This window comes from Nocardia sp. FBN12 (assembly GCF_054031145.1).
This window is the reverse complement of record NZ_CM132926.1, coordinates 2,615,760-2,631,579: the sequence shown is the minus strand read 5'-3', so window position 1 is coordinate 2,631,579 and position 15,820 is coordinate 2,615,760. Positions and strand designations below refer to the sequence as shown.

Annotated in this window: 12 protein-coding genes and 3 pseudogenes; 11 read left to right on the top strand and 4 right to left on the bottom strand. The window is 66.4% G+C overall.

Translation table 11 applies throughout. The features are described 5' to 3' along the window. The first annotated feature begins 2 nt into the window (after positions 1-2). From ACWZHB_RS12770 to ACWZHB_RS12730, 9 genes are all read left to right on the top strand, one after another. A complete protein-coding gene (locus tag ACWZHB_RS12770; RefSeq protein ID WP_427908146.1) occupies positions 3-1,547 on the top strand; it encodes an acyl-CoA carboxylase subunit beta in 1,545 nt (514 codons plus the stop codon). A gap of 8 nt (positions 1,548-1,555) precedes the next feature. After that, entirely contained in the window at positions 1,556-3,364 is a 1,809-nt protein-coding gene (locus tag ACWZHB_RS12765; RefSeq protein WP_427908145.1) for an acetyl/propionyl/methylcrotonyl-CoA carboxylase subunit alpha, read from the top strand. Further along, positions 3,361-4,218: an SDR family oxidoreductase gene (locus ACWZHB_RS12760; RefSeq protein WP_427908144.1), complete on the top strand. Its 858-nt coding sequence runs from the start codon at positions 3,361-3,363 to the stop codon at positions 4,216-4,218. The genes ACWZHB_RS12765 and ACWZHB_RS12760 overlap by 4 nt, the downstream gene beginning before the upstream one ends. 2 nt (positions 4,219-4,220) lie before the next feature. After that, the gene (locus ACWZHB_RS12755; RefSeq protein WP_427908143.1) at positions 4,221-5,051 is read left to right on the top strand and encodes an enoyl-CoA hydratase; all 831 of its coding nucleotides are present in this window, start codon (positions 4,221-4,223) and stop codon (positions 5,049-5,051) included. A 45-nt stretch (positions 5,052-5,096) separates the two neighbouring features. Beyond that, positions 5,097-5,918: an SDR family NAD(P)-dependent oxidoreductase gene (locus ACWZHB_RS12750; RefSeq protein ID WP_427908142.1), complete on the top strand. Its 822-nt coding sequence runs from the start codon at positions 5,097-5,099 to the stop codon at positions 5,916-5,918. Next, complete coding sequence (locus ACWZHB_RS12745) at positions 5,915-7,318, top strand: alpha/beta hydrolase domain-containing protein (protein WP_427908141.1); 1,404 nt, start codon at positions 5,915-5,917, stop codon at positions 7,316-7,318. Before ACWZHB_RS12750 ends, ACWZHB_RS12745 begins: the two co-directional genes overlap by 4 nt. 46 nt (positions 7,319-7,364) lie before the next feature. Further along, positions 7,365-8,819: an AMP-binding protein gene (locus ACWZHB_RS12740; RefSeq protein WP_427908140.1), complete on the top strand. Its 1,455-nt coding sequence runs from the start codon at positions 7,365-7,367 to the stop codon at positions 8,817-8,819. 168 nt (positions 8,820-8,987) lie between these two features. After that, a complete protein-coding gene (locus ACWZHB_RS12735; protein ID WP_427908139.1) occupies positions 8,988-10,277 on the top strand; it encodes an MFS transporter in 1,290 nt (429 codons plus the stop codon). A 142-nt stretch (positions 10,278-10,419) separates the two neighbouring features. Next, the gene (locus ACWZHB_RS12730) at positions 10,420-11,700 is read left to right on the top strand and encodes an MFS transporter (RefSeq protein ID WP_427908138.1); all 1,281 of its coding nucleotides are present in this window, start codon (positions 10,420-10,422) and stop codon (positions 11,698-11,700) included. Positions 11,701-11,828: 128 nt separating this feature from the next. Here ACWZHB_RS12730 and ACWZHB_RS12725 read toward each other — a convergent pair. Both ACWZHB_RS12725 and ACWZHB_RS12720 read right to left on the bottom strand, forming a co-directional pair. Beyond that, positions 11,829-12,702, bottom strand: a pseudogene (locus ACWZHB_RS12725) (IS701 family transposase); the annotation flags it as partial. Positions 12,703-12,711: 9 nt separating this feature from the next. Beyond that, on the bottom strand, positions 12,712-13,161 hold the full coding sequence (locus ACWZHB_RS12720) for an integrase core domain-containing protein (RefSeq protein WP_427908137.1): 450 nt from the start codon (positions 13,159-13,161) through the stop codon (positions 12,712-12,714). A gap of 46 nt (positions 13,162-13,207) precedes the next feature. Here ACWZHB_RS12720 and ACWZHB_RS12715 point away from each other — a divergent pair. Next, a pseudogene (locus ACWZHB_RS12715) lies at positions 13,208-13,386 on the top strand (transposase); the annotation flags it as partial. Here the strand turns inward: ACWZHB_RS12715 and ACWZHB_RS12710 are convergent. Together ACWZHB_RS12710 and ACWZHB_RS12705 are read right to left on the bottom strand one after the other, a co-directional pair. Then, positions 13,386-13,594 (bottom strand): annotated as a pseudogene (locus ACWZHB_RS12710) (IS3-like element ISMysp3 family transposase); the annotation flags it as partial. The pseudogenes ACWZHB_RS12715 and ACWZHB_RS12710 sit on opposite strands and share 1 nt — an antisense overlap. Positions 13,595-13,605: 11 nt before the next feature. Then, positions 13,606-14,097 (bottom strand): GbsR/MarR family transcriptional regulator, encoded by a 492-nt coding sequence (locus ACWZHB_RS12705; RefSeq protein WP_427908136.1) that lies wholly within the window; start codon positions 14,095-14,097, stop codon positions 13,606-13,608. Between the two features lie 131 nt (positions 14,098-14,228). On the opposite strand from ACWZHB_RS12705, the gene ACWZHB_RS12700 reads away from it, so the two are divergent. Continuing rightward, entirely contained in the window at positions 14,229-15,794 is a 1,566-nt protein-coding gene (locus ACWZHB_RS12700; protein ID WP_427908135.1) for a GMC family oxidoreductase, read from the top strand. The last annotated feature ends 26 nt before the right edge of the window (positions 15,795-15,820 follow it).

The following is a 15,820-nucleotide window of genomic DNA, read 5'->3' as shown; positions in this document are numbered from 1 at the left end:
CGATGGCAGATCACCCGGGCGCGCTACAGACGCGCCGACTCATTATCAGCGACGCGGCGCGCACGGCGTCGGTAGACCGGCAGCACGACCTCGGCAAGGCAACCGCGCGCGAGCGGATCGACTATCTCCTGGACGCGGGCACCTTCGCCGAATACGGCGGTTTCGGCCTACCGGTGGAGGAAACGGGACCGGATGCGACGTCGCTCGCGGATGGTGTCGTGACCGGCACCGGTATCGTCGACGGCCGGCCCGTGTCGGTCGTGAGCTTCGACTACATGGTCTCCGGCGGCAGCCAGGCGGCAGTCGGAGGGCTGAAAGTGCAGCACGCGATACAGACGTCCCTGCGGTACGGCATTCCGCTCGTCCTGCTGATGGAAGGCGGGGGACACCGGATCAGTGAAGGGCTCGACAGCCGCGACTACGCCTGGGGCGGCCACGGGTTCTTCCAGGGTTTCGCCGACCTCTCGGGATACGTCCCGATGGTGACGGCGATCCTCGGGCCGAGCTTCGGGGGGCCGACGAACTTCGCGGCGCTGTCCGACTATGTGGTCGCGGTCCGCGGGACCTCGTCCATGGGAATGGGGGGCCCGGCCCTCGTCGAGGCGGCGACCGGCGAGAAGATCGACAAGGAGACGCTCGGTGGCGCCGACCTCCAGGGCTCACTCGGTGTCGTCGACTACGTTGCGGCATCGGAGCGTGAGGCGCTCGACTCGCTGCGCGCTGTGCTCGGATACCTGCCGACCAACTGCGAGCAGGCACCTCCGCGAATCCGGTCGGATATCCGCCCCGACCCCGCCTCGGGGACGCTCGACACGCTCGTTCCGCTCAATATGTCCGAGGCATACGACATGAGGACGGCCGTCCGCGGTGTCGCCGACGCGGAGTCGGTGTTCGAGATCAAGCCGGCGTTCGCACCCAATATCGTCACGGCCCTGGCTCGCGTCGACGGTCGTCCGGTCGGCATCATCGCCAACCAGCCCCTCCACCTGAGCGGTGCGATGGACAGCCCCGCCTGTGAGAAGGCTGCACATTTCGTGGCCTGGTGCGACGCGTTCGGCCTGCCGCTGGTGTTCCTCGTCGATGTCCCCGGTTTCCTGGTGGGCACCGGATCGACGACCAGCCAGCTACCGCGCCGCAGCGGCCGGCTCCTCTATGAGCTGGGCGTCGCGACCGTCCCGCGGATCAGCGTCATCATGCGCAAGGGTTATGGCGGCGGGTATGTCGCGATGTGCGGTGGTCGTAGCTTCGATGCGGACCTCGCGGTGGCGTGGCCGACCGCGGAGATCTGTGCGATGTCGATCGAGGGCGCCATCGACGTGGCGTACCGACGCGACTACGCCGCGGCCGAAGACCCGCAGGCCCGGCGCGCGCAGCTCATCGCCGAGGTCCGCGACCGCGTGGGCGCGTTGCGTGGGGCAGAGGGATTCGGCCTGGACGACGTGATCGAACCGTCGGAGACCCGCGCTCGCATCATGCACACCCTGGCGATCTCGGACCGTCGCACGAACGGCCGGGTTGCCCGGTTCCGATCCATCTCACCCATCTAGGAGACGCCATGCTGAAGCGAGTGCTGATCGCCAACCGTGGCGAGATCGCGGTGCGCATCGCCCGGGCCTGCCGGGACGCCTCCATCGAGAGCGTCGGCCTGCACGCGGCCGGCGAGGCGCCGTACCACCTCACGCTGTGCGACGATACCGTCGAGCTGAGCGCCGGACCACGGACCTACCTCGATGCAGGCGAACTCGTTCGCCTGGCCCGGGAGACCGGCTGCGACGCCGTTCATCCCGGGTACGGCTACCTCGCCGAGGACGCGGAGTTCGCGCGTCTGGTGACCGAGGCCGGGATGACCTTCGTCGGACCGTCGCCGGAAGCGATCGCGCTGGCGGGCGACAAGGTCCGGGCCCGCAGCGCCGCGACCGCCTGCGGCGTCCCGGTGGTCGCCGCGAGCGAGGGCTACATCGAGGACGAGGACGAGATCGTCCGGTTCGGCGCGGCCCACGGCTGGCCCCTCCTGCTCAAGGCCGCGAACGGCGGCGGCGGGCGAGGTCAGCGCCTGGTCGCCGACGCCGAGCACGCCGCCGCCGCACTCGGGGAATGCCGCGAGGAGGCTGTGCTCGCCTTCGGGTCCGACGCGGTCTTCTGCGAGCAGTATCTCGATACGACGCGGCACGTCGAGGTCCAGGTGCTCGCCGACACCCACGGCGGGATCGCGATTCTCGGCGACCGCGACTGCTCCGTGCAGCGCCGCAACCAGAAACTCCTCGAGGAGGCCCCGGCTCCCGGACTGGCCGACGCCGTCCGCGACGGGCTGCACATGTCGTCGCGCACCTTGCTGCGCTCGATCGGATACACCGGCGCGGGCACCGTCGAGTTCCTCGTCACCTGCGACCGCTACTACTTCATGGAGATCAACGCGCGTATCCAGGTCGAGCATCCGGTGACCGAAGAAGTCTTCGGTGTCGATATCGTCCGCGAGCAGCTGCGCATCGCCGCCGGTGAGCCTTTATCGGTGGCCGAGGGCGAACCACGCGGTCACGCCCTCGAGGTGCGAATCAATGCCGAGGACGTCGAGCACGGATTCCTTCCGTCCCTCGGACAACTGGACGCGTTCTCGGTGCCGCACGCACCCGGCGTCCGCTTCGACGCCGGCTACCGCGCGACCGACACGGTGACCGGCGGGTACGACTCACTCCTCGGCAAGCTCATCGTCTGGGGACCGGATCGGGCGGCATGTCTGCAGCGCACGGTCGCAGCGCTGGACTCCGTGCAGATTGCCGGGGTCGACACCACGGTCCGGCTCGCCCGCGCGATCGTCGCCCACCCGGACTTCGCGAGCGCGCCGGTCACGACACGGTGGCTGACCGAGCATCTGGAGCGCGGCGACCTCGACCTCACTCCCCGCACCCCGGCAGTCGCCGCGGTGCGGCCCCCGACGTCGGTCGGGCTCGTGGACACACACACCGTCACCATCGACGGGCGTGCCGTCCGGGTGCCGTTCGCCCCCGGCTCCACGGCCGCTGTCGACGTGGAGGAAGCGCGCGTCGCCCTCGCCGGCGCCAACCCATGGCTCGCTGGGATCTCGGCGGACGACGAGGCGGACAGCGTATCCCGTCGCGTCGTCACCAGCCCGACCACCGGTTCGGTGACAACGGTGCATGCGAAGGTCGGCGCGCTGGTGGAAGAGGGCGACCAGCTCGTCGTCCTCGAGGCGATGAAGATGCTCGTCCCGGTCCCGTCGCCGATCACCGGACGGATCACCGAGGTCCACGCGAGTGTCGGCGACACCGTCAACCACGGCGAACCCCTGCTGGTGGTGGATGCCCACGCACCCGAGCATATCGAGCCACACGAGAGTGTTCAGTGATCACGCTATCGGGCCGTACCGCCTTCATCACCGGCGGTGCCCGCGGCATCGGCTTCGGCATCGCCCGCGCATTGGCCGAGCGCAACGTCGCCGTCGCGATCGCCGACGTCGACCGGGACGCACTCGACCGGGCGGCGGACGAGCTGGCACAGATCACCGAGGTGCGGGCGTACCGGCTCGACGTTCGCGACCGTGGCGCCTACGCCGAGGTCGCCGACGCCGCCGAAGCCGCGCTCGGCTCCGTGACCATAGTGGTGAACAACGCCGGAGTGCTCGACTCGATATCGCCCTCGCAGATGGATCACACCATGTGGGACTACGTGATGGGCGTCAACGCGGGCGGTGTCTACAACGGTATCCAGGCGTTCGTGCCGCGGATGATCCAGCGCAAGCACACGGGCCATATCGTGAACACCTCGTCGGTCGCCGGCCTGTACGTCGGTGGGCCCGGACTGCTGTACAGGTCCGGATTCCTCTACCACGCATCGAAGTTCGCGGTCGTCGGGCTCAGCGACTCGCTCCGCCTGGAGTTGGCGCACCACGGCATCGGTGTGAGCGTGCTGTGTCCGGGGCCGGTAGCGACCGGCATCGTCGACAACACCCGCCGACGGCGACCCGAGAACGCCCCCGCGCACTCCCGCAGGATCGCTTCGATCCTCGACACCGCGCACGAATCGCTGAACGAGCAGGGAATTCCCCCGTCGGAGGTGGGCGAAATGGTGACCGCGGCAATCATCGGAGACCGTCCATACATCCTTACCGAGAACGTCTCGGCAGGGCCCATCCGCGACCGCGCCGACGCATTGCTCGCAGCGATGCCGGCGTCGCTCGCCCCGCAAGAGGAGAACCAGTGACCATGTCGGACAGCATCTCTGACGTCATCCGGTACGACATCGTCCGGCCCCGCGTCGCACAGATCACGCTCGCGAAGCCCGAAACCCGCAATGCACAGGACACCGAACTCCTGTACGACCTGAACGCAGCCTTCGACCGCGCCGCGCAAGACGACGACGTCTCGGTGATCGTGCTCGCCGCCGAGGGGCCGCACTTCTCCTCCGGGCACGACCTGCGCGAGCAGGACTACCCAGCGGCGATGGCGGCGCACGAGACGGTCGGCACCTGGTGCGGGTTCGGCTGCGCGGGTGCCGAAGGGCATATGGCCCGCGAGAAGGAGATATACCTCGGGTTCTCCGAGCGATGGCGCAACATCCCCAAGCCCACCATCGCCGCGGTCCACGGCAAGGTCATCGCGGGCGGCCTGATGCTGGCTTGGCCGTGCGACCTCATCATCGCCGCCGACGACACACAATTCATCGACAACACCGTCGCTATGGGCGTGAACGGCGTCGAGTTCTTCCACCACCCGTGGGAGCTGGGTGTCCGCCGGGCCAAGGAAATGCTCTTCACCTCCGACGTGGTCACCGCAGCTGACGCGTTCCGCCTCGGCATGATCAACCGTGTGGTCCCCCGTGCCGAACTCGAGGATACCGCGCTGGAGCTCGCGGAGCGGATCGCCCGGATGCCGTTGTTCGCCCTCAAGCTCACCAAGGAATCGATCAACGCCGCACAGGATGCCCAGGGCCGACCCCAGGCTCTGCAGACGTCGTTCGCGCTGCATCAGCTAGCGCACACCCACAATCGCGTGCGCTTCGGCGACCTCATCGACCCGAGATTCGCGCGGCCATAGGTCCGAATCTGTCCACCCGTTCTCATCCGAAGCAAGGTAAAGATCATGGCTGTTGATTTCGGTCTGAAAGGCCGCGTCATCTTGGTGACCGGCGGCGGCGGCGGCATCGGTCACGCCGCAGCGCTCGAGCTGGCCCGGCACGGCGCGGCGGTCGCGATTGTCGAGTCGCGGCAGGACTCCGGCAAGGCGGCGGTCGCGGCGATCGAGGCCGCCGGCGGCACCGCGTGCGCGTTCGTCGCCGACGTCTGTGACGAAGAATCGGTCGATGCGGCGATCGACGGTGCCGAATCATCGCTCGGGCCGGTCTACGGCGTGGTGACCTGCGCGGGTCTGGCCAAGCCGGCCCCCGCGGAGTCGATGCCCGTGCAGGATTGGGAAGCCGTCCTCTCGGTGAATGTCACCGGAACGTTCCTGACGACCAGGCTCGCGGCGCGACGCATGCTGCCGCGTGGCGAGGGCGCGATGGTACTGATCGGGTCGACCGATTCGCTCGGCGGTCAGGACGGTCGCGCGAATTATGCCGCGAGCAAACATGCGGTTGTCGGGCTGGCCAAATCGCTCGCATACGACTGGGGGCCGCGCGGAATCCGGGTGAACGTGGTCTGCCCCGGCCCGGTCGACACGCCGATGCTGCGGTCGGCTACCGCCGCGACGGGCATCGTGCCGGAGAAGCTTTATCTGCCGCGGACACCGCTCGGACGCCTCACGCGTCCGGTGGACCAGGCTCGCGCCATCACGTACCTGCTGTCGGATTACGCCTCGAACGTCACCGGAGCGGTCCTCCCCGTCGATGGTGGGTTGAGTGCCGGCTACCTCGCCGATCTCCCGGTACCGGCAACCGAAAGCGAAAGGATGTTGCAGTCATGAATGGTGTCGAGACGACAGTCGTCAGTGGCCCGGTCACCGGGGGGACGGGGCGAGTCTTCTACCCTCCGCTGGTCGACCTGGCTTCATACGGCTATGTCGAAGAGGAATTCTTCCTCGAGGGAGAAGCCGTGCGGTACACGCCGGGCGCGGGCGCCGAGTTCGGGTGGGACGGCCACTGGCTCGCCGAGCCGGTCGAGAGTGCCGCGTTCAAGACCAGGATCGTCGTCTACCGGCCGGCCGACCCGCAGCGGTTCAACGGCACGGCTTTCGTCTGCTGGAACAACGTCTCCGGTGGCATCGACAACATGACCGGACTGACCGTCGAGATGCTGGAGAGCGGAAGTGCTGCTGTCGGAGTCACGGTGCAACGGACGGGTGTTCACGGAATACCAGGAGATGATCGTGGACTCGTCGACCGGGATTCCGAGCGGTACGGGTCGCTGTTCCACCCGGGGGACGACTACTCCTTCGATATCTTCACCCAGGCGGCCCGTGCTCTTCGTCCCGCTCGAGATCGGTCCGTGGATCCGATGGGAGGGTTGCCGGTCAGGAAACTGATCGCGCACGGGCAGTCACAATCCGCCGGCCGGGTCGCAACCTACATCAACGCTGTACACCCGTTGGTGCGTGCGTATGACGGATTCGTCTTGGAGCTGTACTTCGGCTTCGGGCCGTCGCTCACCGTCGGGGACACGACCCTGAGCCTCACCGACCCGGACACGGTTCCGGGGCCGGAGGACCACGCTGCCACCAACGTGTTGCGGGACGACCTGGACGTGCCGGTGATGATCGTCAACACCGAACTCGAGGCCACCGTGTACCAGCCGGCTCGGCAGCCGGATACCGACCTGTTCCGAACCTGGGAGGTGGCCGGGGCGACTCATGTCTCCGAGCAGTACGTCCTCGGGGCCATGAAACGCAGTGAGAAGGAATTCGGCACGCCCAACCGCATGCTGCTCGGCCGCGGCATGAACCGAGTGCCGTTCCTACCCGTCTTGGAAGCTGCGTACCGGCACATGGTGACCTGGGTGAACGGTGGTCCGCCTCCGCCCGTGCAGCCACGGATCGAATTCGTGGAATCCGCCGTTTCGCGTGACCGCCTCGGCGTGGCCAGAGGTGGCATCCAGCTCCCGCAGATCCAGGTGCCGCTGGCCCGCCATGATGCCGTCCCGCTGGGAGCGGACCTGTTGAGCTGGCTCATCGGATCGAGTACCCCCTTCACTCCGGCAGCCATCACCCTGATGTACGGCGACGAGGCAGCGTATCTGGCGCGGTTCGAGGTGGCGGCTCGTGACGCGTGCGCCACGGGCGTGCTGCTCGAGCGTGATGTGCCCGCTCTGGTGGCGGAGGCACGAAGCGATTACCGACGCTGGACCAGCACCGAGACGCGTCCGGCCTGACCTGGCTGGAACGGCCTTCATTATCCCTTTATTTCCAGGATGTCCCATGTTCGCTTCCCTCGGAACCCAGCTGACGGCGCGCGCCACGAAACACCCGGACGCGCACGCAATTACCTGCGCCGGAGTGACGATCACCTACGCCGAGCTCGAGCGGCGGGCGAACCGGCTCGCCCGGGCGTACTCGAAACTCGGTGTACGCCCAGGCGACCTCGTCACATCGGGCCTCCCGAACGGGATCGAGTTCGTCACCGCAGCCTTCGCTGTATGGAAGCTCGGTGCGATACCGCAGCCGGTGTCTCCGCTGCTCCCGGCACGCGAGCGCACCGCCATCATCGAGCTCGCGAACCCGTCGCTCGTCGTCGGCGTGGCGGAGGAGATCCCCGGAGCGGTTTCCGTACCGGCGGGCTTCGATCCGGATCCCGTGCTGCTGGACGCGCCGCACCCGGATCGTGTCGCACCGGCGTGGAAGGCAATGACGTCCGGCGGTAGCACGGGGCGGCCGAAACTGATCGTCGCCGGGCCGGACTCGGCGCTCGACCCGGAGACGGGCAAGGTGACACACCTGCGCGACGGGGGCGTCGTCCTCGTACCCGGACCGCTCTACCACAACACGCCGTTCCATCTGACAATGGTCGCGCTCCAGATGGGCAACCACGTGATCATGCTGGAGCGCTTCGACGCCAAGGCCACACTCGGGGCGATCGCAGCGCATCGCGTGGAGGTGGTCAGTCTCGTTCCGACGATGATGCAGCGGATCGTGCGCTTCATCGAGGAGAGCGGCTACGAGCCCGATCTGAGCTCAGTACGTTCGGTGTGGCACATGGCATCTCAGTGCCCCTCCTGGCTCAAACGGGCGTGGATCGATCTCGTGGGGCCCGATCGCCTATGGGAGATGTACGGCGGCACCGAGTACGTCGCTGCCACGGTCATCGGCGGCACCGAATGGCTCGAGCACCCCGGCTCGGTCGGAAAGCCGGCCTTCGGAGAGATATGCGTCCTCGACGCCTCCGGGGAGCCGGTACCGCACGGTGAGGTGGGTGAGATCTACATGCGGCCACCGCACGGCGCGAAGATGTTCCGCTACATCGGTGCCACGGCGAAGACCGTCGGCGATTGGACCACCTTCGGGGACCTCGGTTCGATCGATGTGGAGGGCTATCTCTTCATCAGCGACCGCCGCACGGACATGATCGTCACCGGCGGTGCCAATATATTCCCTGCCGAGGTCGAGGGCGTGATCCTCGAGCACCCGCAGGTCCTTTCCGCCGTGGTCGTCGGCATTCCTCACCACGATCTGGGCCACATCGCGCACGCTGTCGTCGAGATAACCGGACCGGTGACCGAAAACGAGCTGCGTCAGCACGTGGCCGAGCGGCTCGTCCGATACAAGCAACCCCGTTCCTACCGTCTCGTGCGCGAGAGCCTTCGTGACGACGCCGGGAAGGTCAGACGCACCGCCATCCGTGACTCCGAAGCCGGCCGACTCGGGTCCGCACCGTAACCAACTCTGCGTCCCGGGCGGGTGTCTCGAGATGGGTTCCGCCAGTTCGGCGCAGAGGACTTGCTGATCCTGCGCGAGGTGTCGCGAAGCGGTCGCTACCCGCGACACCTCGCGGGTTCGGCCTGTCCATACCCATTCGTCCTACTCGGTCCCCTCCTGGAGTAATGTATGACAACCGCGATTACCAATGATCTCGTCGACGATCGACCACCACCGAGTTATCGACGACGTCGTGCCCTGTCAACCATCGGCGCGTTCTCACTGATGCTCGCGGTTTCCCTGAACTTCGCCTTCGGGTTCCTCGTTGTTCCCGGATCGGCGCACTTCAACGTATCGGCCGCACAGTTCCTCGTCTGGTTCAGCATCAGCACCGTGTCCATGGGCCTCTCGTCGGTCCCCTTGGGGAAGCTGATGGCCGCACACGGCACCAAGATCGTGGTCGTCTGTTCCGGACTGCTCGCCACCGCCTCGATGGTGTGTATGGCATTCGCACCGAACATCGCAACCTTCTACCTGCTGTCGATCACCGTCGGTATCGGCCTGTGCGGATGCACTAGCCTCGCCGCTACGACGATTGTGGTCGGGTGGCATCTGCACAAGCGGCGTGGGACCGTGCTCGGTGGCGTCATGGCGGCAATGGGTCTGGGTGGGTTCGCCTGGGGTTTCGTCTTTCCTCCTCTCCTCGAAGCAGTGGGGTGGCGAGCCGGTCTGCTGACCATTGCCGCCCTGATCGCGATGCTGACAGTGCTGCCGGGAATCTTCCTCATTTCGAACCCTCCGATCCCCGGCACGAATGCGCCTCGGACGGTGGCCGCCGAGCAGCGAAAAGTTATGCGAGCCGGCATCCGTAACGTGGTCGTCCTGGTGACGATCGCGGCTGCCATCTTCTCTTTCGAAGGGGCCTTCGCGGCGATCATGCCCGCCGTGTTCAGCGCCAACGGCCTGTCACCAGCCATGGCCGGCGCACTTGTTTCCTACTACTCGGTGTTCAGCCTCGTCGTGAAGCCGCTGCTCGGTTATATCAACGACCGCTGGGGAATTCACACGATGCTCGGCCTGCTGAGCCTCGCATACGTGGTGGGCTTGCCCGGGTTGTCGCTGCTCGGCGACAGCGGGACGATCGGCTACTACCTCCTACTGCCGGTGGCCGCCCTCTCCCTCGCGGCGCCGACGATCGCAGCACCGCTCGTCATCACCCGGTGCGTGGGTGCGCAACGCTACTCGGCCGTGTACGGCACGATGATCGTCGGCAACTGCGTCGGTCTCGCGCTGGGCGCTCCGGCGTGGGGACTTGCCTACGATGTCTTCGGTTCCTATCGCGTGGCGCTCGCGCTCGCAGGTGTCGCCGGTCTGATGGCCATGGCGTTGCTGCTGATCGCCGTGCGGACGTCCAGGCGTCCGGATACCGAGGCCGCCGCTGCATACCCGCAGGGGACGCCGCCCGCCTCGAGCGCGTGAGTCTCCTTGCCGCGCCGGCCTCCTGACCTCAGATCCCGTTGCTGTTCGGCGCACGCCGAATCGGACCGTACCAACCCGCTTTCCGGCATCGCGGACGTGCCACCGCCCGTACCGCCGATCCAACGAATGGACCCAGCCCGCCATGAGTGATGCTACCGACCGTGCTCCAGCGAAAAATATTGTGAGGAAACCACATACACGTTCGTACCAGGTCGTAATCGTGGCACTATGCACAGTCCTGAACATGATCGACGGATATGACCTTCTCGTCGTAGGGTTCACGCTCCCTCACCTTCCCGAAGGTTTCGCCACCAACCCACAGAAGGGATACCTGCTCAGCGCTGCGCTCGCAGGCATGGCGATCGGCGCGATCGGTCTCGCGCGGTTCGCGGACGTCTTCGGGAGGCGCCGGGTACTGATCGCCGGGCTCGCGGTGAACACGATCGGGTTGGCAGGCTCCGCATTGTCGACAGGATTTGCGACGTTGCTCGTGAGCCGCCTGGTCACCGGCGCCGCAATCGGAACAATCAGCGTTGTCATCATCGTGCTCGGCCAGGAAGTCGTATCTCAGAACAGGCGCAGCCTGGCGCTGGGAGTCATCATGATCGGCTCGCCAATCGGTACGATGCTCGCCGGTTTCGCCTCGGCCGGCTTGATGTCCATGGCAGGTGGCGCGTGGCAGGGCTTGTTCTGGATCGGCGCTGCGGCCGGCTGCCTGTCGCTCGTCCTGACTGCGGTGCTCCTCCGCGAATCAACCGACTTCGTGCAGACGACCTCCGAGACCCACGTCGACGTGCGTCTCCTCGGACCCGACCTCCGCTATCGGACTCTCCTGCTCGCCTCGGGCTACTCGATGATCGCCGCCGCCTACTACTTCATCGGAACATGGACCCCCCAGCTGATTTCGGACGTGAGCGGCAGCACCGACAGTGGCGCCTTCGCCGGAATCATGGTCGGGGTCGGTCAGGTCATCGGAGGATGCGTTTACGGTGCACTCGGCGTGCGAGTCCTCGGCGCACGGATCGCCGCGGCGGCCGCGGTGATCGCAAGTGTGGCAGTCGCCGCGTTCGCAGTCGCACTCGACGGTCCCGTCGCGCAGTGGCTGGCCGCGATACTCGGTGGCACCGTATTCGCAGCCCTGACCGGGTACGTCGCAACGTCGACCGCCGTGTACCCCCTGCGCGCACGGGCCAAGGGGTACGGCGCAATGCTGGGTGTCGGACGAGGCGGCGCCATTATGGCGCCCGTCGTCGCGGGCTACGCGTTGAACGTGGTCGACGCCCGTGCCATGTACCTCGCGGTCACCGTGCCGCTGATGATCGCCGCACTTGCCGCAATGGCGCTTACCCGCGTCGCGCGCTCGTCCGAGAACGGAAGAACCATTCTGCGCTCGACTGGTAGCCCGCAGGCCCCGCGTCCCTAGTACTCCAGCCGCAATTGGCTATGTAATTGGTATCTCCGCTGGTAGTGGGCTTTCCTGGCTCGGTATTGGTGCCGACGGCGCCAGGTCAACCACTGCCAGATGGGCAGTGCGGTCGGAGCGGTGGGCGATCACGTGTGCCAGGCGACGGCGGATCTCGCCGAGGGTGAGCGAGAGGAGTTCGCCGCCAGTGCGTTTGGGGATATGGCTGCGTGACTGCGAGGTAGGTTTGGGCGAGCATGGCGAGGGTGATGTGGCGGTACCAGGCGTCGTATCGGCGGGTAGTGGTCGAGGCTGATCTCGGTTTTCGCGGTCTGGAAGCAGTCCTCGATGGCCCAGCGGGCGCCGGCGACCCGGAAGAGGGTGTGGTCGCTGGCGCCGGTGGGTGCATAGCACTGTAGTGGGCGATCTCGAAGTCGCCTTTGCTGTTCGGGGTGAGGGCCCGTCGTCGTGCGAGTAGCCAGCGGCTCCAGCCTGCGGTGGTCCACTCGCAGACCGGCAGTGACGACGTAACCGCCCAGTCGAGCATGCGCGGTCCCTTCGCTCCGTCACCGCAGCTCAGGCGCTTCCACGCCTTTGGCGGTGCTTGCGTGACGAGGTGGTCGGCACGGGTGCAGCCCGCGGTGATCGGGATAGTCTGGCTACCTGGCACCGCCACCACGTACCCGATGGCGGGTTTCGAGCCAGGTCCGGAACTTGTAGTCGCCGCCGTAGGCCTCGTTCGCGGTCACCCAGCGGGCCGAAACCCCGCCGTCCAATGCTCGTGCGAGCATCTTCTTGGCGAGGGTGGCCTTGGTGGCAAACTCCACGCTATCGGGCCGTTCGCCTCCCGCCAGCGTGCGCGTCCTCGGTCCACGACTTCGGCAGATACAGTTGCCGATCGATCAGCGTGCGGCCTCTTCTGGTGGCGCAGGCGCACAAGACTTCCAGCTGGCAGTTGTCGATCCGCCTTGCCGGAACCGAGTATTGCCGTTGCACCCCAAGATATTTCACACCCTTCTCAAGGACTCGTTGTCAGATTGGTTCGGTTTTCTCGAGCCGGGGTAGCAAATGCACCAGCCGCATCCATTGAGCATCGGTCAGGTTCGCACGGCCCGTCGCCACTACGCTGGTCACGAGGTCCTCGGTAAGTTTGGGGTTCCCCCGAATAGGTGGACGGGGTTCGCTTGCCTGAGCGGCAGCCTTGAGTGACAACTCATAATCGATGGGTGAACGCATCCCGATAGACGAGTGCCGCCGCCGATGATTGGAGTACCGCGTCCAGTTGTCAACCGCGGCAACAACTTCAGCTTTCGTGGCGAAGCTGTGCCGGTAATAGCATTCGTGCTTGAAGGTCGACCGCAGCGATCCGCGCCGGCGTTGTCCCAGCAAATCCCGTCGCACCCATCGACCGCAACAATCCGTGGACTCGGTGCGCGGCTTCGACCCGGTACTCGGTGAATACGATCGACGCGGACGAGGCATGGTGAACTTCCTTTCAGGGACCGATGGTCCCGCTATCTCGGATGTCCACTACTTCAGGGGAACCTCAGAGGCTGCCTTCGCCGCCCTCGTCGGAACCTGCCTATCCCCGCATCATCCGGAAACACGGTGCGACACAGGCTCAATCGCGGCGGCGACCGCCGCCTGAACCGCGCGTTGACCACCGTCGTCATCGTGCGGATGCGCATTGATCCCGCCACTCGCGCGGAATGATGAATGGTGTGGCCCGACAATGAGTGCCCGTCACGAGTGCGGACCGTCGCATCCTGGCGGATCGCGGACTCGACGAAGACTGCGGTCTTGCTGGTCGAGCATTCCCAGCCCGGGATCCGGCCGGCGTAGGCGTCGATCGCAACGCTGTGTAGACGAACGCGCCGGTCAACAGTCTGACGTAGGTGAAATCCGCGACCAGCAGCGCTGTCCGGGTTACCCCTGGTCCGGATGCCGCTGAGGCTTGTATTCCTCGACCAGCCGTTGCAGCTGCTCCACCATGAACGCGTAGTAGGCCCGCATGTCGAGCAGCCGCGTCTGCTGCGCGGAAGGCAGACGACTGCCATGCTCCTGTGCCGCCTCCGCGAGCGCCAGCAGCTGCTTGGTCTGGTCGAGTTGGTGCTGGAGGCAGCCGACCCAGGCATCGTCGCGCCATTCGTAGACGGCCTGGCGAACGCCCGGCAGCTTGATCCGGTCGACCGTGCCGTTGGTTATGAGCAGGCGGGTCATCTCCGATGCCGAGCCCTTGCTGGCGCCCAGCGCCTGCTGCAGCTCTGCGAGGGTCATGGGGGCCGGGCTCAGTATGAGTATGCCTGCCAGGCGTCCCGCCATGGGCGGCCATCCCATCGCCGTGCCAATCCGCAGTCCGAAGTCCTCGATGAGCTGCCGGTTGTCGGCGGCTTCGCTGTGGACTGGGCCTTCCGACATCTAAATCTCCCCTCCGTACGGAAAAAAATGAATGTTCACTATTGACTGAACTTAGTTGGGGTGACATATTAGCATGCATCCGCGCCGGAAACTCCGGTGTGTGACGGCTATCGCATCCTGGGATGGAAGATATGGCAAAGCGCGATTGGGATCTCATCGTGGTGGGCGCGGGGTCGGCGGGTGCTGTCCTTGCTGCCCGCGCCGCAGCTCGAGGTAGGAAAGTCCTGCTGGTTGAGGCAGGCCCCGACTACCGCTCGGCCCAGATGCCGCAGGTGTGGCGCTCGCCGAATCCGGTTGTCGCCCTGATGGATCCCGCGGCCTCGGCGGATCTGGTCTGGACGGGTCTGGACTCGTCGCGGACCGAGAAGCAGCCGCAGGTGCCGTACTGGCGTGGCCGCGGTGTGGGTGGAAGTTCATCGATCAACGGTCAGATCGCGATACGGCCCCCGATGGAGGACTTCGAGGACTGGGCCCGGCTCGGCTGCGAAGGGTGGGCGCCGGACGATGTCCTGCCGTACTTCGCCAAGTCGGAGGACGACGAGGACTTCGGCGACCAGCCGTATCACGGCCGCGGCGGCCCGACTCCGATCTATCGGACCCCCAAGGACAAGTGGGGGGCTGTGGATCGGGCCATGGCCGAATCAGCCCTCGCCGCCGGCTTCGAGTGGGCCGCCGACGTCAACGCTCCCGGTGCCACCGGTGTATCGCCGTACCCGATCAACTCCCGTGACTCGCTTCGGGTCAGCGTCAACGACGCCTATCTCGAACCCGCTCGTGCCCTGAGCGGCCTCACCATCCGCGGCGATGCCTTGGTAGATACCGTGGTTTTCGAGGGAGACCGCGCCGTCGGTGTCCACATGGTGGTCGACGGGACCACGGTCACCGAGTACGCGAACGAGGTGATCCTCAGTGCGGGCGTGATTCACTCGCCGGCCATTCTGCTGCGCTCGGGCATCGGTCCCGCTGCCCAGTTGCGGGGTCTGGGAATCGACGTCCGCCAGAATCTCCCAGTCGGACTCGGTATGCAGGACCACGCGATGGTGTTGCTCTCGATACCGCTGCGGCCCGAAGCAACCATCAAGTCTCCGCACGACCGGCACACGAACGTCTGTGTGCGCTGGTCCAGCGAGTCGGGCACGCACTCGAACGATCTGCTCTTCACCTCGCTCAACCAGAACGTGCTGGCGATGGCCGCCGCCGACACCGAGACACACGCCGGCGCCTTCGGCGTCTGGCTGAACCAGGCGCACTCGCGCGGTGAACTCGCTCTGGTGTCCACCGATCCCCGCGTCCACCCGCGTGTCGAACAGAGGATGCTGTCCGACGACCGGGATCTGGCCACGCTGCGGGAAGGGGTGCGGGCCCTCGTCGAACTGGGCCGCAGTCAGGAAGCATCGCCGATCCTCGCCGGATCGCTCGAGGAGGCAAACCAGCCGCTGTTCGAGGTCCTCACCAGTGACCGCGATCTCGACGACTACCTGCTGGCCACGATCATCGACGCCCAGCACGGCACGAGCACCTGTCGGATGGGCGCACCCGATGCCGCGGACACGGTCGTCGACTCCGGCTGCCGGGTGCTGGGCGTGCAGGGGCTGCGCGTCGTGGACGCTTCGGTGTTCCCCTCGGTGCCTAGGGCCAACACCAACCTCGCCACCATCATGGCCGGCGAACTCATGGCCGACCGGCTCGATAGCTGAAATCGTCCAATACGGAACAGAAACGG

Excerpts from the sequence above, each read along its gene's own strand:
- ACWZHB_RS12770 (WP_427908146.1), top strand. The coding sequence starts at position 3 with ATGGCAGATCACCCGGGCGCGCTACAGACGCGCCGACTCATTATCAGC.
- ACWZHB_RS12765 (WP_427908145.1), top strand. The coding sequence starts at position 1,556 with ATGCTGAAGCGAGTGCTGATCGCCAACCGTGGCGAGATCGCGGTGCGC.
- ACWZHB_RS12755 (WP_427908143.1), top strand. The coding sequence starts at position 4,221 with ATGTCGGACAGCATCTCTGACGTCATCCGGTACGACATCGTCCGGCCC.
- ACWZHB_RS12750 (WP_427908142.1), top strand. The coding sequence starts at position 5,097 with ATGGCTGTTGATTTCGGTCTGAAAGGCCGCGTCATCTTGGTGACCGGC.
- ACWZHB_RS12745 (WP_427908141.1), top strand. The coding sequence starts at position 5,915 with ATGAATGGTGTCGAGACGACAGTCGTCAGTGGCCCGGTCACCGGGGGG.
- ACWZHB_RS12740 (WP_427908140.1), top strand. The coding sequence starts at position 7,365 with ATGTTCGCTTCCCTCGGAACCCAGCTGACGGCGCGCGCCACGAAACAC.
- ACWZHB_RS12735 (WP_427908139.1), top strand. The coding sequence starts at position 8,988 with ATGACAACCGCGATTACCAATGATCTCGTCGACGATCGACCACCACCG.
- ACWZHB_RS12730 (WP_427908138.1), top strand. The coding sequence starts at position 10,420 with ATGAGTGATGCTACCGACCGTGCTCCAGCGAAAAATATTGTGAGGAAA.
- ACWZHB_RS12720 (WP_427908137.1), bottom strand. The coding sequence starts at position 13,161 with ATGCCTCGTCCGCGTCGATCGTATTCACCGAGTACCGGGTCGAAGCCG.
- ACWZHB_RS12705 (WP_427908136.1), bottom strand. The coding sequence starts at position 14,097 with ATGTCGGAAGGCCCAGTCCACAGCGAAGCCGCCGACAACCGGCAGCTC.
- ACWZHB_RS12700 (WP_427908135.1), top strand. The coding sequence starts at position 14,229 with ATGGCAAAGCGCGATTGGGATCTCATCGTGGTGGGCGCGGGGTCGGCG.